Raw genomic sequence first — 19,850 nt, 5'->3', positions numbered from 1 at the left:
CCGTGCAGCGCGCGCTGCGCGGCGAAGCGCCGGTGGCGCCCGTGCATGGCCAGGCGCCGGCGCCGGACTGCCCGGCGCTGCTCGCGCTTGCCGTGGCCGCGCGCGCATCACCGCAGCGCTTCGCCCATGCGCGCGGGGCGGGCTTTCCCGACATCGGCGCGGTACCCTGCCCGCAGGTGTTCCTCGACCATCCGGACCTGCCGGTGTTCCTGATCGACCAGGCGGTGGTGCTGACCGGGGAGGCACGGCGGCCGGGACTGTTCCCGATCGTCGAGGATACCGGGCTTGACCTGCTGATCGCCGCCGCCGGCGGGCTGTCGGATGCCGCCGACCTGCGCGTGGTGGAGTTCGCGCGCGAACCGCCGGAACCCTCGGGCGCCATTCCGCTGGCGCGCACGCGGCTCGACCTGGCCAGCCGCAATTTCGCCGCGATCCGGCTTTCGCCGCGCGACACGGTGCGCATCCCGCGCGGCTTCGGCGACCGGGACGCCGGGCCCGTGACGCTGGTGGGCGAATTCCTCCGCCCCGGCACCTACGACATCCGCCGCGGGGAGAGGCTGTCGGAAGTCATCGCCCGCGCCGGCGGGCTGACGCCGCAGGCCTATCCCTACGGCGCCGTCTTCACGCGCGACAGCGTGCGGCTGCGCCAGCAGGAGGGCTTCCAGCGCACGGCACGCGAGTTGGAAACGAGCCTGATCCAGACCGCGGCGGGGCAGGCCGTGGCGGGTACGCGCGGATCGACCGTCGATCTCGGCTCCGCCATCACCGCCGGGCGCGAGCTGGCGAACTCGCTGCGCGAAGCCCGCGCCTCCGGGCGCATGGTGGTGGAGGCCAATCCGGTCATCCTCGCCGCGCGGCCCGAACTCGACGTGCTGCTCGAGCCCGGCGACCTGATCGCCATGCCGAAGCGGCCGAGCGAGATCACCGTCGTCGGCGCGGTGCTGAACCCGGGCTCGCTGCAATTCCGCACGGGGTGGCGGGCCTCGGACTACGTGCGCGCTTCCGGCGGCGCGCAGCGCTTCGCCGACCCGCCGCGCGCCTTCATCGTGCTGCCGAACGGGCAGTCCACCGCCGCGGGGCTGTCCGCCTGGCAACAGGGCGGGCCGCCCGTGCCGCCGGGCAGCCTCGTCGTCGTGCCGCAGGACCCGAGCCCCTACGAGACCTGGGGCTTTGTGCGCGACCTGACGCAGGTGCTGGGACAGGTCTCGGTCTCCGCCGCCGCGCTAGCCGTGATCGCGCGCGAGGCGAACCGGTAGGGCGTGGACGGTGGCGACGCGACGGGGAGGGCGCTGCCCTCCCCGAACCCCACCCGCCAAGGGCCGAAAGGCCCTTGGAACCCAATACATGGGCGGGCGGTGGGAGAGGCTCAGAGCGCGCGCGGTGCCCGGTGGTCGCGCCACGCCCCTCCCACTGCCCGCCCATCTGATGGTGTCCAGAGGCCTTTCGGCCTCTGGCGGGGGGTGCAGGGGGGCGGCGCTCCCCTGCTGCTGTCCGCCGCCCTCCTCGCCTTCCCGCTACCCGCCCGTGCGCAGGACGGCACCGGCTCGAACTGGGGCGGGGTCGGCCTGGTCGAGATGCGCAATGCGCGCTTCCGCGCCGATGGCGTGGTGGAGGCGGGCGGGTCCTTCCGCCACCAGCGGCGCTTCTGGTTCCTCGGTTTCCAGGCGCTGCCCTGGCTCGAGACGACCTTCCGCGTGGCCGAGCGGCTGAACGGCACGACCGGGGAGGGGATCGTCTCCGACCGCGCCTTCGACGTGAAGTTCCGCCTGTGGGAGGAGAATGACTGGCGGCCCGCGCTCGCTATCGGCATCCAGGACATCGCCGGCACGGGCCTGTATGGCGGCGAGTACATCGTCGTCTCGAAGCGCTTGTGGGATGTGGACCTGACGCTCGGTCTCGGCTGGGGCCGGCTGGGCACGCGGGTGGATGGGAACAATCCCTTCCTCGACATCTCGCCGCGCTTCGGGGAGCGGGCGCGCGATGTCGGCCAGGGCGGCACGCTGCGCACCGGCAGCTATTTCCGTGGTGAGGATGTCGCGCTGTTCGGCGGCATCGAATGGAGCATGCCCGCCTTCGAGACGCCCTTCGGCTGGGTCGAGGGGCTGCGCGCCAAGGTCGAGATCAGCGGCGACGCGCTGCGCGACGAGCGCGGCGGCTACCCCGCGCGCACGACGAACCTGCGCGGGGAGGCGCGGTCGCGCGTGAATGCCGGGCTGCAATGGTCGAATGACTGGCTCGAGCTCGGCGTGCATTGGGTGCACGGGACCGACCTGGTGCTGCGCGCCTCGGTGCGGATGGACCCGGCCGATCCGCCGCGCGCGCCGCTGGCGCCGCCGCCGGCCATGGCCCCGCGCGGCGGCGTCGCGTTACCGGCCGATCGCGTGTTTGCCGCGCTGGAGGAGGCCGGGCTGCGCGGCATGGCCTTCGGCGTGGCGGGGCAGGAAGCGCGCATCGCCGTCGCCGGCGGGCCGTATCGCACGCTCGCGCAGGTGGTGGGGCGCGTCGGGCGCGCCGTGCAGCCGCATCTGCCGCGCGAGGTCGAACGCCTCGTCATCGCCTGGCAGCGGGAAGGGGTGGAGATTGCGCGCGTGCTGGTCCCACGCGCGGCGCTGGAAGCCGCCGCCCGCGGCCATGGCAGCGCGGAGGAGGTCTTCGCCACCGCCATCCTGATGCCGCCGGAGGACGGGTTCGAGGGTGCGGCGTCGGCGCGTGGCCCCTTCCTCGATTGGTCGCTGGAACCGCGCCTCCGCGTCGTGCTCGGCGATCCGTCGCGCACGCTGCGCTGGCAGGCGGCACTGGTGGCCGGCGGGCGGCTCGGCTTCGGACATGGGCTGGCGCTGGGCGGCAGCGTCTCGCAGGTGGTGGTGCAGAACCTCGATGGCGCGGCGGCGTCCGATTCCGTGCTGCCGCGCGTGCGGTCGGATTATGCGCGCTATGCGGATGAGGGGCGGGACCTCGCCCTGCCGACGCTCTATGCTGAGCGCCTCTGGTCGCCGGCGCCGGATGTCTTCGCGCGCGTCACCACGGGCTATCTGGAGCCGATGTTTGCGGGCTTGTCCGCGGAGGTGCTGTGGCGGCCGCATGATGGGCCCTTCGCGCTTGGACTCGATGTCGCGCATGTCGCGCAGCGGGAATTCGACCAACGCTTCGGCCTGCGCGACTACAGGGTCACCACGGGGCATGTCTCGCTGTATGCCGACCTGCCCTGGTGGAACCTGACGGCGCTGGTCCGTGGCGGGCGGTATCTCGCGGGGGACTGGGGCGGCACCGTCGAGGTGGCGCGGCGCTTCGACAGCGGCATCGAGGTCGGCGCCTTCGCGACGCTGACCGACGTGCCCTTCGCACGCTTTGGCGAAGGATCCTTCGACAAGGGGCTGTTCATCCGCGTGCCGCTCGACCTGTTCGGGGCGCGATCGCGGTCCTCGGTGGGCGCGGTGATCCGCCCGACGCAGCGCGATGGCGGGCAGCGCCTGGCGGTGGACAATCCGCTGTGGGAGGTGACGCGCGACGGGCGGGCGGAGGCGCTGGCGCGCGGCGCCTCCTGGTTCATCAGATAGGCGTCACACGGTCAGCAGGGGCCGGACGGCGTCTTCCTGCAACTGGTCGGCCGGGCCGTCCAGCACGACTTCCCCGCGCACCATGACGGCGATGCGGTCGGCGAGTTCGCGGGCAAAGTCGTAGTACTGCTCGACGAGCACCACCGCCATGCCGCGGTCGCGCGAGAGGTGCCGGATGACGCGGGCGATGTCCTTGATGACGGAGGGCTGGATGCCCTCGGTCGGCTCATCCAGGATCAGCAGGCGCGGCCTGGCGCAGAGCGCCCGCCCGATCGCCAGCTGCTGCTGCTGCCCGCCGGAGAGGTCGCCGCCGCGCCGGCGCAGGAAGTCGCGCAGGATGGGAAACAGGTCGAAGATCTCGCCCGGCACCTTCGAGCCGCGCGGGGCGGCGGCCAGCGCGGTCTCGAGGTTTTCCTGCACCGTGAGGAAGGGGAAGATCTCCCGCCCCTGCGGCACGTAGCCGATGCCGGCGCGGGCGCGTTCGGCCGGCGGCAGGCGCGTCACGTCCCGCCCTTCCCAGGTGATGGTGCCGCCCTGCACGCGTTCGAGCCCCATGATGGCGCGCAGCAGCGAGGATTTTCCGACGCCGTTGCGGCCGAGCACGGCGGTGACCTTGCCCGGTTCGGCAACCAGCGAGACGCCGCGCAGGCAGCGCGACGCGCCGTAGGAGAGGTCGATGGAGGCGACGGTCAGCATGGTTCAGCGCCCGAGATAGACCTCGACCACGCGCGGGTCGTTCTGCACATGGTCGATCGAGCCTTCCGAGAGCACGCTGCCTTCGTGCAGCACCGTGACGCGGCAGCCGAGCGCGCGGACGAATTCGAGGTCGTGTTCCACCACCACGACGCTGTGCTTGCCGGCGATGCGCGCGAGGAGTGCCGCGGTGTGCTCGGTCTCGGCATCCGTCATGCCGGCGACGGGTTCGTCCACCAGCAGCAGTTCCGGGTCCTGCATCATCAGCATGCCGATCTCGAGCCACTGGCGCTGGCCGTGGGAGAGGATGCCCGCCGGGTCCTGCGCGCGGTCGGCGAGGCCCGTTTCCTCCATCACCTCCTCGACCCGCGCGCGGCCTTCGCCGGAGAGGATCCAGCGCAGGCAGGCGATTGGGCCGCGCGGGGCCTTGAGGGCGAGCTCCAGGTTCTCGAACACCGTCAGCGCGTCGAAGACGGTCGGCTTCTGGAACTTGCGGCCGATGCCGAGATTGGCGATCGCGGCCTCGTCCATCCGGGTCAGGTCCGCATCGCCGAAGCTGGCGACGCCGGCGGTCGGGCGCGTCTTTCCGGTGATGACGTCCATCATCGTCGTCTTGCCGGCGCCGTTGGGGCCGATGACGGCGCGCATCTCGCCCGGTTCCACGACCAGGGCCAGGTTGTTCAGCGCGCGGAAGCCGTCGAAGACGACCGAGACGCCGTCGAGATACAGCCGCCGCCCCTTCACTTGCCGCGCCCCTGCAGCAGGCCAATCAGCCCCTTCGGCAGAAACAGCGTGACGGCGACAAACAGCCCGCCGAGCACGAAGAGCCAGAGGTCTGGCGCGGCGCTGGTCAGCCAGGTCTTGAGCCCGTTAACGGAGAAGGCGCCGAGCACCGCACCGACCAGCGTCCCGCGGCCGCCGACCGCGACCCACACCACGGCCTCGATCGAGTTGCCGGGGCTGAACTCGCCAGGGTTGATGATGCCGACCTGCGGCACATACAGCGCGCCGGCGAGCCCGGCCATCATGGCGGAGGCGACGAAGGCGAAGAGCTTGTGCCGCGTCACGTCGTAGCCGAGGAAGCGGACCCGGCTTTCGGCGTCGCGGATCGCGGTCAGCACGCGGCCGTACTTCGTGGCCGTCATCCAGCGGCACAGCAGGTAGCAGACGACGAGCGAGACAAGGGACGCGTAGAACAGCGTCGCGCGCGCCGCGCCCGTGTTCAGCGGCATCCCGAGCAGCTCCTTGAAGTCGGTGAAGCCGTTGTTGCCGCCGAATCCCATGTCGTTGCGGAAGAAGGCGAGCATCAGCGCATAGGTCATGGCCTGGGTGATGATCGAGAGATAGACGCCGGTGATGCGGCTGCGAAAGCACAGCCAGCCCAGCACCAGCGCGAGCATCCCCGGCACCAGCAGCACCATCAGCATGGCGAAAGCGAAACTGTCGAAGCCGAGCCAGTACCAGGGTAGTTCCCGGTAGCCGAGGAAGACCATGAAGTCTGGCAGCACCGGGTGGCCATAGACCCCGCGCGGCCCGATCAGCCGCATCAGGTGCATGCCCATCGCATAGCCGCCGAGGGCGAAGAAGGCCCCATGGCCGAGCGAGAGGATCCCCGCATAGCCCCAGGCGAGGTCGAGCGAGAGGGCGAGGATGGCGTAGCAGATCCACTTGCCCGAGACCGAGACGAGGAAGTCCGACACATGCAGCGCATGCGTCTCCGGCAGCTGGTTCAGCACCGGGAAGGCGGCGAGCAGGCAGACCGCGCCGATCATGCCCGCGCGCAGGCCAAGCCGCAGGCGGGACGGCGCGGCGTCGAGCGTGGTCGCGCTCATGCTTCCGCCGCCCGGCCCTTCTGCGGGAACAGCCCGCGCGGGCGCCGCTGGATGAAGACCATCACGGCCACCAGCACGAAGACCTTCGCCAGCACCGCCCCCGCCCAGGGTTCCAGCACCTTGTTGATCAGCCCCAGCCCGAAGGACGCGATCAGCGTTCCCGCCAGGCTGCCGACCCCGCCGAACACCACCACCAGGAAGCTGTCGATGATGTAGCCGGTGCCGAGATTGGGGGAGACGTTGTCGATCTGGCTCAGTGCCACGCCGGCGATGCCCGCGATGCCTGATCCGAAGGCGAAGGTGAGCGCATCGACGCGCCCGGTGCGGATGCCCATGGCCGCGGCGATCGGGCGGCGTTGCGTGACTGCCCGCATCTCCAGCCCGAAGCGGGTGAAGCGGATGGCCGCGACGATCAGGACGAAGAAGGCCAGGCTGAACAGCAGGATCCACAGCCGATTGGCGGTGACGGGAATGTCGAAGGGCAGCAGCAGCGTGCCCTGCATCCAGGGCGGGCTCGTGACCTCCCGGTTCTGCGCGCCGAAGGCGAGCCGCACCGCCTGCTGGATCATCATGCCGACGCCGAAGGTCAGCAGCAGGGTTTCCAGCGGCCGGCCATAGAGGTGCCGGATCAGCCCGCGTTCCATCAGCAGGCCGCCCAGGCCCGCGACGAGGAAGGCGGCCGGGATCGAGAGCGGCAGCGCGAAGGGTGCGAGGCCGGGGATGTCCCGCAGCGCCTGCTGCACTAGGAAGGTCGTGTAGGCGCCGAGCATGACGAACTCGCCATGCGCCATGTTGATCACGCCCATCACGCCGAAGGTGACGGCGAGCCCAAGGGCGGCGAGCAGCAGCACGGAGCCGAGCGAGAGCCCCTGGAAGAAGGTTTCCGCCGCGCGGCGGACGGCGAGCCGCCGGTCAATTGCCGCGACGGCGGCCTCGATCTCGGCCAGCAGGTCGGCGTTCTGGGCGCGGGCCTCGAGCAGGATCGCGCGCGCCTCGGGGGAGGAGGAGGCGCCGAGCGTGGCGATCCCCGCGCGCTTCTGCGCCGCATCCGTCGCGACGAGGCGCGAGGCGGCGAGCGCGAGTTCCATCCTTTCGCGGATGCGCGGCTGCGTCTCCCGCGCCAGCGCGGCGTCCAGCAGCGGGACGTTCTCCGCCGAAGGGCTGCGGAAGACTGCCTCGGCCGCGGCCAGCCGTTCCCCGGCATCGGGCGAGACGAGCTGCAGCTTGCCAAGCGCGCCGCGCAGCGCCACCCGGACGCGGTTGTTGATGCGCACCGTCTCGGCGCCGGTGGCGTCGGCGGGCGCGCCCGTCGCGGCCTCGATCGCGCCGCCATCGGTGCGGATGATCAGCGTCCCGTCGGCGCGGCGCAGCAGCCGCCCATCGGACAGTGCGCGCATCGGCGCGATGGCGCGCGGGTCGCCGAGCGTGCCGAGCCGGTCGGCTGCCTCGGCCTGCGCGCCGAAGCCGCCACCGAGCCCGGCCAGCGCATCAATGAAGGCATCCTGCGCCCGCGCCGGCAAAGCTAGCGCGAGCATCAGGAGAATGGCGAGGAGCCTTGCCATGTCAGTCGGCGGCGGGGCGGCGCGGGGCCGCCCCGGTCGCGTCACCCACGACGCCGGTTGGCGTTCTCGGGGATGAAGGGGGACCAGTTCTCGGCCACGATCGGGCCAGGCGTCTTCCAGACCGTGTTGAACTGCCCGTCGGCCTGCACCTCGCCGATCATGACCGGCTTGGACAGATGGTGGTTGCGGTGCATCTCCAGCGTGAAGCCGGACGGCGCATCCACCTTCTGCCCGTACATCGCCGTGCGCACGGCATCGACGCCCGTGGTGCCGGCCGCTGCCACCGCCTGTGCCCACATCTTGAAGCCGACATAGGTCGCTTCCATCGGGTCGTTGGTGACGCGGCGCGGGTTGTTGATGTAGGCGCGCCAGAGGTTCAGGAACTCGGTGTTCGCCGGCGACTGCACCGACATGAAGTAGTTCCAGGCCGCCAGGTGGCCAACCAGCGGGCGGGTGTCGATGCCCGCGAGCTCCTCCTCACCCACCGAGAAGGCGACCGAGGGGATGTCCTCCGCCTTGATGCCCTGGTTGCCGAGCTCCCGGTAGAAGGGAACGTTCGCGTCGCCGTTGATGGTGGAGACGATGGCGGTCTTCTTGCCCTCGCCCGCGAAGCGCTTCACCCGCGCGACGATGCCCTGCCAGTCGCTGTGGCCGAAGGGGGTGTATTCCTCGAGGATGTCGGCATCGGCGATCCCCTTCGAATTGAGGAAGGCGCGCAGGATGCGGTTGGTCGTGCGCGGATACACGTAGTCCGTGCCGAGCAGCGCGATGCGGCGCGCGCCGCCGCCATCGGCGGACATCAGGTATTCCACCGCCGGGATCGCCTGCTGATTCGGCGCGGCGCCGGTGTAGAAGATGTTCCGGCTCTCCTCCTCGCCCTCGTACTGGACGGGGTAGAAGAGCATGCCGTTCAGCTCCTCGAACACCGGCAGGACGGACTTGCGGGACACCGAGGTCCAGCAGCCGAAGGTCACGTCCACGCGGTGCACCTGGAGCAGTTCGCGCGCCTTCTCGGCGAACAAGGGCCAGTTGGAAGCGGGGTCGACAACCACCGCCTCGACCCGCCGGCCAAGCAGGCCGCCGCGGCCATTGATCCAGTTCACCATCATCAGGACGGTGTCGCGCAGCGCCGTCTCGCTGATCGCCATGGTGCCGGACAGCGAGTGCAGAACGCCGACCTTGATCGGCGCGCCCTGGCCGAAGGCCGGGCCGATCGCCGGGGCAGCGAGCGTCGCGCCGAAGCCCATCAGCGCAGCGCGGCGCGAGATCCTTGTCACGTCGGTCATGGGGCTTCGCCCTCCTCCTGCGGCGCAGGATGCACCCCGGCGCGACCGGGGATCGGCGCGCCACGTCCTGCACGGGGGGTGGGCAAAGCGAACCGCGTGCCATGGACAAGCCGGGCATTCCGCGGCCGGAGCGGGCGCTGCTGCCCGCCGGCGCGGCAGACTTCGCGTGCCGGCGGGTCGTTCTGCGTGGTGAATGGGCACATGACGTTCCGGCCATGGCCCGTCCATCGTCACTTCACCGAGGAAAAGCCCGTCGGCTGCAGGATGGCGTTCGTCACTTGCGCAACGATCGCGCCGTCCTTTTCGGTTTCCGCCCGCGCCTTGAGCCATTCGGGATCGGCGGCGAAGGCGTTCCACTTTTCCTCCCGCTCCGCCAGCGACTCCCACGCCAGCAGGTAGTGCAGGTCCTGGTTCGATTCGCCGATCAGCGTCGTCCAGAAGCCGGCCTGGCGGATGCCGTGCTTCTCCCAAAGCTTCAGGGTGATGGTCTCGAACCGGTTGAGCAGCGCGGGCAGGCGGCCCGGCACGCAGCGATAGATGCGCAATTCGTGGATCATGTCTCGTCTCCTCCCGCCCGCGTGGCGGCGAGGCCAGCATGGCTCGCGCGTCGCCACGCGCAAGGCCGCGCCCTGGACGGGCGCGCGCCGTCGCCGTCTACTGAAGGCCGATGAGGAAACGCCCATGACCCAAGATGTGCTCGCGGCCCTGGCGCCGCGCGGCGTGCTGCGCGCCGGGATCAACCTCGGCAATTTCCTGCTGGTGAATGGCCGCGGCCCGCATGGCGATCCGGAAGGCGTGGCGCCGGGCATGGCGCGCGCCATCGCCCACCGTCTCGGCGTGCCGCTGCGCTGCGTGCCTTATCCGCGGCCCGGCGACGTGGCGGATGCGGTCGGCACCGATGCCTGGGACATCGCGCTGATCGGCGCCGAGCCGCAGCGCGCCGAGCACATCGCCTTCACCGCCGCCTATGCCGAGATCGAGTCGACCTACATGGTCCCGCCCGGCTCCCCCATCACGGCGATCGACCAGGTGGACCGGCCCGGCGTGCGCATCGCCGTCACGGCGCGCGCCGCCTACGACCTCTGGCTCGAGCGCAACATCCGTCAGGCGACGCTGGTGCGGGCCGAAGGGCTCGACGGCGCCGCGAAGCTGTTCGCGGAGCAGGGCCTGGAAGCACTGGCCGGGCTTCGTCCGCGGCTGATCGCCGATGCCGCCGCCATGCCCGGCGCGCGCATCCTGGATGGCCAGTTCACGGCCGTGCAGCAGGCGGTCGGCATGGCGCGCGGACACGACGCGGCGGCGCGCTTCCTGGCCGACTTTGTCGAGGAGGCGAAGGCGTCGGGCCTCGTCGCGAGCCTCATCGCGCGCCACGGCGTCCAGGGCCTGAGCGTCGCCGGGCCGGCGGAGCGCGCCGCATGATCGAATCCACCAAGGACATCCCGACCCGCGACGGAGCGATGGAGACCTTCGTCGTTCGTCCCGATCGCGGCCTGCATCCGGCCGTGCTGATGCTGATGGACGCGCCCGGCATCCGCGAGGAGTTGCACGACATGGCGCGGCGGCTCGCCACCGCCGGGTACTGCGTGCTGCTGCCGAACCTGTACTACCGCGCGGGGCGCGACACGAAGTTCGGCCCCGGCGTCATGACCGAGGGCGATCCGGAGCGCGCTCGGATGCGCGCCATCCGCACCCGCATGACGATCCCGCCGGCGATGGAGGATGTGGGTGCGATGCTTGCCTTCCTCGACCGCGCGGGCATCGCGCGGCATGGGCCGGTCGGCGTGCATGGCTATTGCATGAGCGGCCCCTACGCGCTCGCCGCCGCCGTGCGCTATCCGGGGCGCATCGCCGCCGCGGCCTCGATCTACGGCACCTGGCTGGTCAGCGAGGCGGAGGAAAGCCCGCATGCCACGCTCGGCCACGGACGCGCGGAACTCTACATCTGCTGCGCCGAGCATGACGACCTTGCGCCCCTGCCCATGGTCGCCGAACTGCGCACGCTGTTCGAGGCCTCGGGCGCCGAGGGCGAACTCGAGATCCATCCCGGCGTCCATCACGGCTTCGCCTTCCCCGGTCGGTGGTGCTACGACAAGCCAGCCGCGGAGCGGCATTGGGAGAGGCTGATCGCGCTCTATCGCCGGCGGCTCTGAGCGGATGAAGCCGATGCCGCCCATGCCCTGGGCGCTGCTGGCGGCGGGATGCTTCGCGATGTTCGCGGCCTCCTCCTCCGGCACCACGCGCGCGCCCTTCCTGCTCGACATGGCGCGCGACCTGGCGTCCTCGCTGCCGATGGTCGCGAACCTGATGGCGGCGACGTCGATCTCCTGGGGCGTGGCGTCGATCCTGGCGGGGGCTGGATCGGACCGCTGGGGGCGGCGGCCCTTCCTCGTGCTCGGCCCGCCGGGGCTGGCGCTGAGCCTGGTCGGCGTGGCGATGGCGGAGGGCTACTGGGCAGTCGCGCTCTGGGTCACGCTGGGCGGCTTCTGCGCCGGCGGCTTCACCGGGGTGATCATGGCCGAGGCCTCCGCGCGCACCGTCGATCGCCAGCGCGGGCGCGCGCTGGGGTGGATCATGGCGGGGCAGTCCGTGACGCTGCTGGTCGGCGTGCCGATGGCGGCCTGGATCGGGGCGCATGTCGGCTGGCGCGGCGTGCATGTGGCGACCGCGGGACTCGCGCTGCTGGCCGGCCTGTTGCTGTTCCTCGCCACGCTGCGCCCGGCGGGCGATGGCGGCGGCGGGGGGGGCGCGCGGCCGAGCCTTGCGGGGGCGATGTCCGGCCCGGTGCTGCGGCTGCTCTCGATGGGTGTGGCGGAACGCGTCTGCTACGGGCTGACGGCGGTCTACTACGCGACCTTCCTGCAGGCGACGCACGGGCTGTCGGCCGCGGGCGTCGCGCTGCCGCTGTTGGTCTTCGCGCTCGGCCACATCCTCGGCACGGTGATCGGCGGGCAGCTGGCGGACCGGTTGCCGGACCGGCGGAGGACCTTCGGAGTCACGCTGGTCCTGTCCGCCGCGGCGGCGCTGCTGCTGTTCGGCTGGACGCCGTCCCTGCCCGTGACGGTGGCGGCGGGGTTTGCCTATGCGCTCGTGATCGCGGTGGCGCGGCCCTGCCTGATGGCCGCGCTGGCCGAGGTGCCGGAGCATGTGCGCGGCACCGTGCTCGGGCTGAACGTGACGTCGGCGAGCGTCGGCTGGCTCGCTGCGGCGGCGCTTGGCGGCGCGGTGGTGGGCGCCTTCGGATTCGCGGGATTCGGGCCCTTCGCGGCGGGCTTCGCGCTGCTCGGCGCGGTGCTCGCGCTGCGGCGCTGACCTACGCGGCCCGCGCCGACTCCCGCGCGATCACGGCGGCCAGCATCCGCCGCATCAGCACGCCCGGGCGGTCGGAGGGCATGTTGAACTCGATGCCCGCCTGGTCGAGCGGCACGTCCGGGTCGGTGCTTTCCAGGATGTCGCGATCCTCGTTCGTCACGATGCGGTCGAAGGCGATCACGTCCTCCGCCTTCGCATCGGCCTCGGTATCGTTGCGGAAGACGAACTGCACCACCTGGCTGGTGGCGTCGTCGATGGGCGTCGCGCAGGTGACGATGCTGTGGGACAGGCCGTTGGGGTAGCGGATGCGCAGCTTGCGCAGGAAGGGCATGTACCAGCGGCCGCGCATGGAGCGGACGGTCTCGTCATGGTCCATCCGCAGCACCTTCTTCTGGATCTCCGGGTTGCGCACCGGCACCTCGGTGATCATCAGGAAGCCGTCCAGATGCTCCTCGATCTCGAGCTTCGCGGGTTCCGGATGTCCCTGGTCGCCGAAGGAGGCGCGGTGGACGAAGGAGAAATGCGCGTTGTCGAAGGAATTCTCCATCAGCCGCAGCCCGGCGCAATTCCACGGCTCGTAGAATTCGTCGATGCGGCGGAAGCCTTCGGCCTCTTCCTCGAAATCCGGGATCGGAAATAGAGGATCGTCGAGCGCGACCCAGAGATAGCCGTAGCGCGCCGCCGCGCGATAGGCGGGCGTGCCCATGCGGATCGCGCCCTGGCGTTCGGGCGGGCGCTGCGGAATGCGCAGCACAGTGCCGTCGCGGCCGAATTCCCAGCCATGATAGCCGCAGGCGAGCCGCCCTTCCGTGTAGAAGCCCTTCGAGAGCTTCGCGGTGCGGTGGCAGCAGCGATCATCCATCGCCGCGGGCTCTCCATCCCCATCCACCCACAGCACCAGGTCGCGGCCGAGCAGGCGGAAGGGCTTTGGCCCGTCGGCCAGCATCGCCATGGGCATGACAGGGTACCAGAAGCGGGTGAGCAGCGGCGTGGCGGTGGCAAGCATGGGCGGGCTCCGGTCCTGCATGGGGCGGAGCAAATCGTGGGCCGAGCCGCCGCCGGGCGTTCGTGGTCGGACTGCCTTCCGCTGCGGCAGGCCTCGATCATTCTCCGCACAGAAAGCGGGCAGCGGCACGGCCGGCCGGCGGGTCCCCGGCTGGTCCGCCGCTTGCAGGCCCGCGCGCAACCTGTCCGGGACGCTCCGGACATATGCCGGAGACACGCCATGGAACGTCGCCTCGCGCTCAAGACCCTTGCCGCCGCGACCGTCGGCCTCGCCGCGCCGGCGGTGCAGGCCCAGGCCCTGCTGCCTGTCCGCTTCTCCCTGGACTGGGCGCTGCAAGGGCCCCAGGCGGCCTTCCTGCTGGCACTCGAACGCGGATACTTCCGACGCGAAGGCCTGGCGGTGACCATGGACCGCGGCTTCGGGTCCGGCGACGTGCCGGTGAAGATCGCGGGGGGCGCCTACGATGTCGGCGTCGCCGACCTCAACCCCACCATCCGCATGAAGCTGGAGCGGCCGGAGGTCGACCTCTTCACCCCCTTCATCGTCTATGACGCGACGGCGGCCGCGGTAATGACGCTGCGGCGGGAGAACATCACGCGCCCGGCCGACCTCATGGACAAGATCGTGGCAGCCCCCGAATCCGATGCGGGCCGCCAGCTCTTTCCCGCCTTCGCCAAGGCGACCGGCATCGACGCCACGCGCATCCGCTGGCAGACGGTGACGCCCCAACTGCGCGAGACGATGCTCGCCCAGGGACGTGTCAACGCCATCACCGGGTTCATCACCTCCGGTGTCTTTTCGCTCCGCGGCCTCGGCGTACGGGCGGAAGACATCGTGACGATGCGCTTCAGCGAGGTGGGCGCCAATTTCTACGCCACCTCCCTCATCACCTCCCGCCGCTGGGCGGAGGCGAACCCCGCCGCGGTCACCGCCCTGATCCGCGGCCTGGTGCGTGCCCAGTACGACAGCCTGGCCGATCCGTCCGTCGCGATCGCCGCGCTGCGTGCGCGCGAACCGCTCACCGACGTGCCGCTCGAGACCGAGCGGCTGCGCATGGCGTTGAACGAGCTGACCTTCACCCCGCATGTCCGCACCAGCGGCTTCGGCCAGATCGACACCGCGCGGCTGCAGCGCGGCATCGACATGGTGCGGGACGCCTTCGCCATCGCCCGCCCGATGCCCTGGGGCGAGGTGTACGATCCGCGCTACCTTCCGCCCGCCACCGACATGAGGCTCGCCTGACGCATGCCGCTTCCCACGCGCTACTGGCAGGACCTGCCCTGGCCAGCCTTCCGCACCCTGCCGGCCAACACCGTCGCCGTCCTGCCTGTGGCGAGCATCGAGCAGCACGGGCCGCATCTGCCCGTCTCGGTCGACACCACCATCAACCAGGGCGTGGTGGGACGCACGCTGAAGGTCATCCCGGCCGACCTTCCCGTGCTGGTGCTGCCGACGCAGTCGGTCGCGCTGTCGGTGGAACACCTGCGCTATCCCGGCACGCTGACGACCAGCGCGGAGACGCTGCTCGCCCTGGTCTACGACATCGGCGCATCTGTCGCGCGCGCGGGCGTGAAGCGGCTGGTCTTCGTCAACAGCCATGGCGGCAACGTCTCCTGCCTCGACATCGCGGCGCGGCGGCTGCGGATCGAGCACGGGATCTTCGCCGTCAACGCCATGTGGGCGCGGATGGGCAAGCCGGAGGCGCTGCGCGACCCGGTCGAATCGCGCTTCGGCATCCATGCCGGGCGGGACGAGACATCTGTGATGCTCGCGCTGACGCCGCACCTGGTTCACATGGACAAGGCACGGAACTTCGTCAGCCGCTGGCAGGGCGTGTCGAACGCGACGCCCGCCATGGCACCCGATTTCGGCGCCCCGCTCGCGTGGCAGGCGCAGGACCTGCACCCCGCGGGCGCGGTGGGCGATGCCTCCGCCGCCACGGCGGAGATCGGCGAGATGCTGCTCGACCATGCCGCGCAGAAGATGGCCGCGCTCTGGGCGCAGGTGGCGGCGATGGATGTGGAGGCGTTCCTGGCCGGCGCACCTGACCCCGATGCCTGACGTCACGGCTTTCGCGGCCGCGCTCGACGGCATCGAGCAATCGGCCGACCCCGCCCTGCTGCGCCAGAAAAGCCGCGACTTCTACTGGTACAGCCCCATCCTGAAGGCGCAACTGGACGGCAAGCGCGCCGACCTGTGGCTGCGGCCGAAAGATGAAGGCGAGGTGCTGCGGATCCTCGCCGCGGCGCGCGCGCAGGGCGTGCCCGTCACGGTGCGCGGCGGCGCGACCGGCAATTACGGGCAATGCGTGCCGCTGGCCGGCGGCGCAGTGCTCGACACCACGGCCATGACGGCGCCGATCGCGCTCGAGGACGGCGTGCTGGAAGCCGAGGCCGGGGCGCGGATGATCGACCTCGACCTCTGGGCGCGTGAGCGGGGCTGGGAGCTGCGGCTGTGGCCCTCGACCAAGCGCACCGCGACGATCGCGGGTTTCGTCGCCGGCGGCGGCGCGGGGGTGGGCGGCATCGTCCACGGCACGATGCGCGAGCGCGGCAACCTCAACGGCGTGCGCGTGGCGACGCTGCAGGACCCGCCCGCCTTGCTCGACCTGTCGGGCGACGAGGCCGCGCCGGTCAACCGCACCTACGGCACCACGGGCGTCATCACCCGCGTGCGCATTCCTCTGGCGCCGGCCCAGGCCTGGCGAGACATGGCGGTGACCTTTCCGGACTTCCCCGCCGCGGCGCGCTGCGCCCTGGCGCTGGCCTTCGCCGACGGCATCCCGAAGAAGATGGCGGCGGTGTTCGACGACCGGCTGCCACCCTTCTTCCGCGGCCTGGCCGATGCGGTGCCGGCGGGCCACGCGCTGCTGCTCGCGATGATCGCGCCCGCGGGCCTTGTCGGCTTCCGCGACCTGGTGCGGGAGCATGGCGGGACGATCGTCGCGGACCAGGACACGGTGGCGGCCGAACGCGACCCGGATGAGACGCCCTTCTACGAATACTGCTGGAATCATACGACGCTGCAGGTGCTCAAGCGCGACCGCGGCGTCACCTACCTGCAATGCCGCTTCCCCTTCGAGGACACGCTGCGCGCGGTCGAGGCGGTGCGTGAAAAGTTCCGCGAGGAGGTCTGGATGCACACCGAATGCGTCCGCTTCGGCGGCCGCACGACCATGACCGCGCTGCCGGTCATCCGCTGGACGGACGAGGCACGGCTCGCCGCTATCGTAGCGGGCTTCGAGGCCGAGGGCATCGGCATCGCCAACCCGCATGTCTTCACCATCGAAGGTGGCTCGGGCTATCGCCGCGTGCCGGGCGACCAGCTCGGCTTCAAGCGCCGCGTCGATCCGCTCGGCCTGTTCAACCCCGGCAAGATGGCGAGTTTCGACGCCCCGGAGACCGACGCCGCATGATCGCCGAGCTGATCGCCGCCCTGCCGGGCATCGAGTTCCTGACGGATGCCGCGCTGGTGCGCCAGCGCAGCCGCGACTTCTTCTGGTATTCGCCCGTGCTGAAGCGGCAGCTGAACGGCGTGACGGCGGATGCGGTCGCCGTCCCGAAGGATGAGGCGGAGGTGATCCGCATCCTGGCCGCCTGCCATGCGCGGCGCATTCCCGTCACACCGCGCGGCGCGGGTACGGGCAATTACGGCCAAGCCATGCCGCTCAACGGCGGGATCGTGCTGGACCTCTCCACCATGGATCGCGTGCTCTGGGCGAAGCCCGGCGTGCTGCGCGCGCAGGCGGGCGCGAAGCTGATCGTGATCGACGAGCAGGTGCGCCGCGAGGTCGGCGGCGAGTTGCGCTTCCATCCCTCCACCAAGCGCACCGCGACGATCGGCGGCTTCATCGCCGGCGGGTCGGCCGGCGCGGGGTCCTGCATGTGGGGCTCGTTGCGGGAACCGGGGAACATCCTCGGCCTGCGCGTGGTGACGATGGAGGCCCAGCCCCGCGTGCTGGAACTGCGCGGTGCTGAGATCGACAAGGCAAACCACGCCTACGGCACCAACGGCGTGATCACAGAGGTCGAGGTCCCGCTTGCCCCCGCCCATGAGTGGGTGGACGTAATGCTCGGCTTCCCGACGCTGATGGAGGCGGCGCGCTTCGCCGACGCGCTGACGCGCGCGGACGGCATCGTGAAGAAGCTCGCCTGCGTCGTGGCCGCGCCCGTCCCGCAGCAGTATTTCCGGCACTCCGAGGGCGTGATCCCGACGGGGACGCATGTGGTGCTGGCGATGGTCGCTGCACCCTTCCTCGAAGCGCTCCCGCCCTATGTCGAACGCCACAACGGAAGCGAGCTGTATCGCTGCCCGACCGAGCAGGCTTCGGTGCCGCTCTACGAGCATTCCTGGAACCATACGACGCTGCAGGCGCTGAAGGTCGACCGGTCCATCACCTATTTGCAGACCCTCTTCCCGCCGCCGGGGCACCTCGCGCTGGTCGAGAAGATGGCGGCGCTGTTCGGCGACGAGGTGCCGATGCACCTGGAATTCGTGCGCTTCGGCGGTGAGGTGGCCTGCTTCGGCCTTCAGATCGTGCGCTACACCACCGAGGAGCGGCTGGCCGAGATCATCCGCTTGCATGAGGAGAATGGCTGTCCGATCTTCAACCCGCATGCCTTCACGCTCGAGGAAGGCGGGATGAAGCGCGTCGATGCGCGGCAGCTGGCCTTCAAGAAGGAAGCAGATCCGCTCGGCCTGCTGAATCCGGGAAAGATGCTGGCCTGGGACAATCCCGCTTGGTCGCCGGACGCGCCGCGCACCCACTACATGTTCGGCGACCCGGATGCGCCGGAGATGGAGGAAGCGCTCGAATAGCGCCTCAGCCGAAGCGCGCCATGCGGTCGCGGACTCGCGCGACGAAGGCTTCGCGCCGCGCCTGAGTCGCGCGGTTCATGTCGTACAGCGCGAGGTACTCGGCCTTGGCCTTCCAGCCCGTCAGCACGCGCAGGTAGCGGGTGACCGCCATGCGCGGCGGGTCGCCCATCAGCAGCGCGGTCCACCAGGGGCGGCCATAGGTGACGATGCCGGCGATGCGGCGGATGTTGGTCAGCGCCGGCTTCGCTACGCCATTCTCCAGCCGGAAGGAGACGCCGGGCAGGAACACCCGGTCAAAGAAGCCCTTGAGGATCGCCGGCGGGCCGAAGCACCAGGTCGGGAAGACGCAGACGATCGCCTCGGCCTTCTGCACCCGTTCCACCCAGGGCGCGACGAGGCGGCTGTTCAGCGCGGGGTCGTGGTAGTTCCGGCGCTCCTCCGCGGAGAGCACTGGGTCGAAGCCTTCGGCATAGAGGTCGCAATCGTCGATTTCGTGCCCCGCCCGCGCCAGCCCTCCGAGCGCCGCCGCGTGCAGCGCAGCGTGAAAGGAATCGGCCAGCGGATGGGCAAAGAGCACGAGCACACGCATCAGGCGCGGCCCGTCAGCACGGCGATGTCCTCAGGCGCGAGGTCGACCGCCGTGCCGTTGCGGATCAACTCGGCGAAGCCCTCGTTCGGCGTCATGAGCGTAAGGCAGTAGAGCTTCGTCGCGCCGGTGTTCTCCACCACATGCTCGACGCCGGGGCGCAGCACGAAGCAGTCGCCGGGCCCGATCGGCATGGTCTGGCCGTCTGCCATGGCAATGCCGCTTCCAGCCAGGACGAAGAAGCATTCCTCCGCGGCCGTGTGGGTGTTGGGCGGCGTCTTGCCGCCCGGCTCGAAGATCTCGACGACGAGGGTGAAGGAGACGCCGTCCGCGAGGGGATCGAGCAGACAGGCGAAGTAATTGCTGTCGCCAGGCGCGATGCGGAAGCCGCGCAGGTCGGCCGCGCGCTTGCCGATGACGGGTGCGCTCATCATGGGCTCATCGCCTCCATCAGGTCGGTGGATGCCAGGGTGAAGCCGAAGATCTGGTGGATGTTGAGGATGGTGGCGTCGTGGCAGAAGCGCGGATTGGTCGTGGCCGCGCAATCCTCGACCAGCAGTGTGTCGAAGCCCGCGAAGTTGGCGTCCGCCAGGGTGTGCAGCACGCACTGGTCGAGGTTGACGCCCGCGAGCAGCAGCGTCTCGACGCGCAGGTTGCGCAGGATGCTGTCCAGCGGCGTGTCCCAGAAGCCCGACATGCGGTGCTTGTCGACGCGGATGTCGCGCGGGTCGGGCGTGAGTTCATCCACCACCTGCGCGGACCACGCGCCGGCCTGCAACACGGGACTGCCGGTGGCCGGCAGCGGATCCCCCAACCCGGTGCCTGCGCCAGACCCGTTGTAGACATGCAGCAGCGCCGGCGAGAGGTTCAGCCGGTCCGGGCGGCTGCCCCAGTTCACCCAGACGACCGGGACGGAGGCCGCGCGCAGCGTCGGCAGCAGCACGGCGAGCGGCGCGATGGGCGCGCGGGCGGGTTCCACATCCACGCCGATCGACGCCAGCCAACCGTCGCGGTGGCAGAAGTCGTTCTGCATGTCGATGACGAGGATCGCGCTGCGCGCGAGGTCGAAGGTCACGCGCTTCGGCCGAGCCGCGACGGTGACGGGCCGCGGCGCTACAGCCGGCCGCGTCAGCTCCGCCGCCTCGGCCGACACGCGCCAGGTGTTGCGCGGCGATGGCCCGATCGGGATCATGCGAAGATG

The 19,850-nt window shown here is 70.8% G+C and carries 19 protein-coding genes; 9 read left to right on the top strand and 10 right to left on the bottom strand.

The annotated features are described in order from the left end of the window. Positions 1–1,256, top strand: a 1,256-nt coding sequence (locus HW577_RS01600) for an SLBB domain-containing protein (RefSeq protein WP_198374296.1), incomplete at its 5' end; no start/stop codon positions are given. Between the two features lie 204 nt (positions 1,257–1,460). After that, the gene (locus HW577_RS01595) at positions 1,461–3,557 is read left to right on the top strand and encodes a YjbH domain-containing protein (protein ID WP_332837317.1); all 2,097 of its coding nucleotides are present in this window, start codon (positions 1,461–1,463) and stop codon (positions 3,555–3,557) included. A gap of 3 nt (positions 3,558–3,560) precedes the next feature. Here the strand turns inward: HW577_RS01595 and urtE are convergent, their stop codons facing one another. The 6 genes from urtE to HW577_RS01565 form a co-directional block, all read right to left on the bottom strand. Next, positions 3,561–4,253, bottom strand: coding sequence for an urea ABC transporter ATP-binding subunit UrtE (gene urtE, locus HW577_RS01590; RefSeq protein WP_198374295.1), 693 nt, complete (start codon positions 4,251–4,253; stop codon positions 3,561–3,563). Positions 4,254–4,256: 3 nt separating this feature from the next. Further along, positions 4,257–4,994, bottom strand: a complete 738-nt coding sequence (urtD, locus tag HW577_RS01585; protein ID WP_198374294.1) for an urea ABC transporter ATP-binding protein UrtD — start codon at positions 4,992–4,994, stop codon at positions 4,257–4,259. Beyond that, positions 4,991–6,082, bottom strand: a complete 1,092-nt coding sequence (urtC, locus tag HW577_RS01580) for an urea ABC transporter permease subunit UrtC (RefSeq protein WP_198374293.1) — start codon at positions 6,080–6,082, stop codon at positions 4,991–4,993. The genes urtD and urtC overlap by 4 nt, the downstream gene beginning before the upstream one ends. Next, positions 6,079–7,644: an urea ABC transporter permease subunit UrtB gene (urtB, locus tag HW577_RS01575; RefSeq protein WP_198374292.1), complete on the bottom strand. Its 1,566-nt coding sequence runs from the start codon at positions 7,642–7,644 to the stop codon at positions 6,079–6,081. Before urtB ends, urtC begins: the two co-directional genes overlap by 4 nt. A gap of 41 nt (positions 7,645–7,685) precedes the next feature. Further along, a complete protein-coding gene (gene urtA, locus HW577_RS01570; protein WP_198374291.1) occupies positions 7,686–8,930 on the bottom strand; it encodes an urea ABC transporter substrate-binding protein in 1,245 nt (414 codons plus the stop codon). A gap of 230 nt (positions 8,931–9,160) precedes the next feature. After that, positions 9,161–9,487, bottom strand: coding sequence for an NIPSNAP family protein (locus HW577_RS01565; protein WP_198374290.1), 327 nt, complete (start codon positions 9,485–9,487; stop codon positions 9,161–9,163). 124 nt (positions 9,488–9,611) lie between these two features. On the opposite strand from HW577_RS01565, the gene HW577_RS01560 reads away from it, so the two are divergent. From HW577_RS01560 to HW577_RS01550, 3 genes are read left to right on the top strand one after another with little or no spacing between them, the layout of a single operon-like run. After that, positions 9,612–10,349, top strand: a complete 738-nt coding sequence (locus HW577_RS01560; RefSeq protein WP_198374289.1) for a transporter substrate-binding domain-containing protein — start codon at positions 9,612–9,614, stop codon at positions 10,347–10,349. Then, positions 10,346–11,080: a dienelactone hydrolase family protein gene (locus HW577_RS01555; RefSeq protein WP_198374288.1), complete on the top strand. Its 735-nt coding sequence runs from the start codon at positions 10,346–10,348 to the stop codon at positions 11,078–11,080. The genes HW577_RS01560 and HW577_RS01555 overlap by 4 nt, the downstream gene beginning before the upstream one ends. A gap of 13 nt (positions 11,081–11,093) precedes the next feature. Further along, on the top strand, positions 11,094–12,239 hold the full coding sequence (locus tag HW577_RS01550) for an MFS transporter (RefSeq protein WP_198374287.1): 1,146 nt from the start codon (positions 11,094–11,096) through the stop codon (positions 12,237–12,239). Position 12,240: 1 nt separating this feature from the next. Here the strand turns inward: HW577_RS01550 and HW577_RS01545 are convergent, their stop codons facing one another. Beyond that, positions 12,241–13,245 carry an aromatic ring-hydroxylating oxygenase subunit alpha gene (locus HW577_RS01545; RefSeq protein WP_198374286.1) on the bottom strand — a complete coding sequence of 335 codons (1,005 nt, stop codon included), beginning with the start codon at positions 13,243–13,245 and terminating at the stop codon, positions 12,241–12,243. 219 nt (positions 13,246–13,464) lie between these two features. On the opposite strand from HW577_RS01545, the gene HW577_RS01540 reads away from it, so the two are divergent. The 4 genes from HW577_RS01540 to HW577_RS01525 are packed head-to-tail and all read left to right on the top strand — an operon-like array spanning position 13,465 to position 18,063. Then, on the top strand, positions 13,465–14,487 hold the full coding sequence (locus tag HW577_RS01540; RefSeq protein WP_198374285.1) for an ABC transporter substrate-binding protein: 1,023 nt from the start codon (positions 13,465–13,467) through the stop codon (positions 14,485–14,487). A gap of 3 nt (positions 14,488–14,490) precedes the next feature. Beyond that, the gene (locus HW577_RS01535; protein ID WP_198374284.1) at positions 14,491–15,306 is read left to right on the top strand and encodes a creatininase family protein; all 816 of its coding nucleotides are present in this window, start codon (positions 14,491–14,493) and stop codon (positions 15,304–15,306) included. After that, positions 15,299–16,660, top strand: coding sequence for an FAD-binding oxidoreductase (locus HW577_RS01530; protein WP_198374283.1), 1,362 nt, complete (start codon positions 15,299–15,301; stop codon positions 16,658–16,660). The genes HW577_RS01535 and HW577_RS01530 overlap by 8 nt, the downstream gene beginning before the upstream one ends. Beyond that, positions 16,657–18,063, top strand: coding sequence for an FAD-binding oxidoreductase (locus HW577_RS01525; RefSeq protein WP_198374282.1), 1,407 nt, complete (start codon positions 16,657–16,659; stop codon positions 18,061–18,063). Before HW577_RS01530 ends, HW577_RS01525 begins: the two co-directional genes overlap by 4 nt. 4 nt (positions 18,064–18,067) lie before the next feature. Here the strand turns inward: HW577_RS01525 and HW577_RS01520 are convergent, their stop codons facing one another. From HW577_RS01520 to HW577_RS01510, 3 genes are read right to left on the bottom strand one after another with little or no spacing between them, the layout of a single operon-like run. Further along, a complete protein-coding gene (locus HW577_RS01520) occupies positions 18,068–18,652 on the bottom strand; it encodes an NAD(P)H-dependent oxidoreductase (RefSeq protein WP_198374281.1) in 585 nt (194 codons plus the stop codon). Further along, on the bottom strand, positions 18,652–19,080 hold the full coding sequence (locus HW577_RS01515; protein WP_198374280.1) for a cupin domain-containing protein: 429 nt from the start codon (positions 19,078–19,080) through the stop codon (positions 18,652–18,654). The genes HW577_RS01520 and HW577_RS01515 overlap by 1 nt, the downstream gene beginning before the upstream one ends. Further along, the gene (locus HW577_RS01510) at positions 19,080–19,841 is read right to left on the bottom strand and encodes a cysteine hydrolase family protein (RefSeq protein WP_198374279.1); all 762 of its coding nucleotides are present in this window, start codon (positions 19,839–19,841) and stop codon (positions 19,080–19,082) included. Before HW577_RS01510 ends, HW577_RS01515 begins: the two co-directional genes overlap by 1 nt. Between the last annotated feature and the right edge of the window lie 9 nt (positions 19,842–19,850).

This window comes from Neoroseomonas rubea (genome assembly GCF_016106015.1).
Taxonomy (GTDB): domain Bacteria; phylum Pseudomonadota; class Alphaproteobacteria; order Acetobacterales; family Acetobacteraceae; genus Neoroseomonas; species Neoroseomonas rubea.
Note: the sequence above shows the minus strand (reverse complement) of the source record. Positions and strands in the feature narration are given on the sequence as shown.

Bases quoted from the DNA above. Each gene is read 5' to 3' on its own strand.
- urtE (WP_198374295.1), bottom strand. From the start codon at position 4,253: ATGCTGACCGTCGCCTCCATCGACCTCTCCTACGGCGCGTCGCGCTGC.
- urtC (WP_198374293.1), bottom strand. From the start codon at position 6,082: ATGAGCGCGACCACGCTCGACGCCGCGCCGTCCCGCCTGCGGCTTGGC.
- urtB (WP_198374292.1), bottom strand. From the start codon at position 7,644: ATGGCAAGGCTCCTCGCCATTCTCCTGATGCTCGCGCTAGCTTTGCCG.
- urtA (WP_198374291.1), bottom strand. From the start codon at position 8,930: ATGACCGACGTGACAAGGATCTCGCGCCGCGCTGCGCTGATGGGCTTC.
- HW577_RS01565 (WP_198374290.1), bottom strand. From the start codon at position 9,487: ATGATCCACGAATTGCGCATCTATCGCTGCGTGCCGGGCCGCCTGCCC.
- HW577_RS01560 (WP_198374289.1), top strand. From the start codon at position 9,612: ATGACCCAAGATGTGCTCGCGGCCCTGGCGCCGCGCGGCGTGCTGCGC.
- HW577_RS01555 (WP_198374288.1), top strand. From the start codon at position 10,346: ATGATCGAATCCACCAAGGACATCCCGACCCGCGACGGAGCGATGGAG.
- HW577_RS01550 (WP_198374287.1), top strand. From the start codon at position 11,094: ATGCCGCCCATGCCCTGGGCGCTGCTGGCGGCGGGATGCTTCGCGATG.
- HW577_RS01545 (WP_198374286.1), bottom strand. From the start codon at position 13,245: ATGCTTGCCACCGCCACGCCGCTGCTCACCCGCTTCTGGTACCCTGTC.
- HW577_RS01540 (WP_198374285.1), top strand. From the start codon at position 13,465: ATGGAACGTCGCCTCGCGCTCAAGACCCTTGCCGCCGCGACCGTCGGC.
- HW577_RS01535 (WP_198374284.1), top strand. From the start codon at position 14,491: ATGCCGCTTCCCACGCGCTACTGGCAGGACCTGCCCTGGCCAGCCTTC.
- HW577_RS01530 (WP_198374283.1), top strand. From the start codon at position 15,299: ATGCCTGACGTCACGGCTTTCGCGGCCGCGCTCGACGGCATCGAGCAA.
- HW577_RS01525 (WP_198374282.1), top strand. From the start codon at position 16,657: ATGATCGCCGAGCTGATCGCCGCCCTGCCGGGCATCGAGTTCCTGACG.
- HW577_RS01520 (WP_198374281.1), bottom strand. From the start codon at position 18,652: ATGCGTGTGCTCGTGCTCTTTGCCCATCCGCTGGCCGATTCCTTTCAC.
- HW577_RS01515 (WP_198374280.1), bottom strand. From the start codon at position 19,080: ATGAGCGCACCCGTCATCGGCAAGCGCGCGGCCGACCTGCGCGGCTTC.
- HW577_RS01510 (WP_198374279.1), bottom strand. From the start codon at position 19,841: ATGATCCCGATCGGGCCATCGCCGCGCAACACCTGGCGCGTGTCGGCC.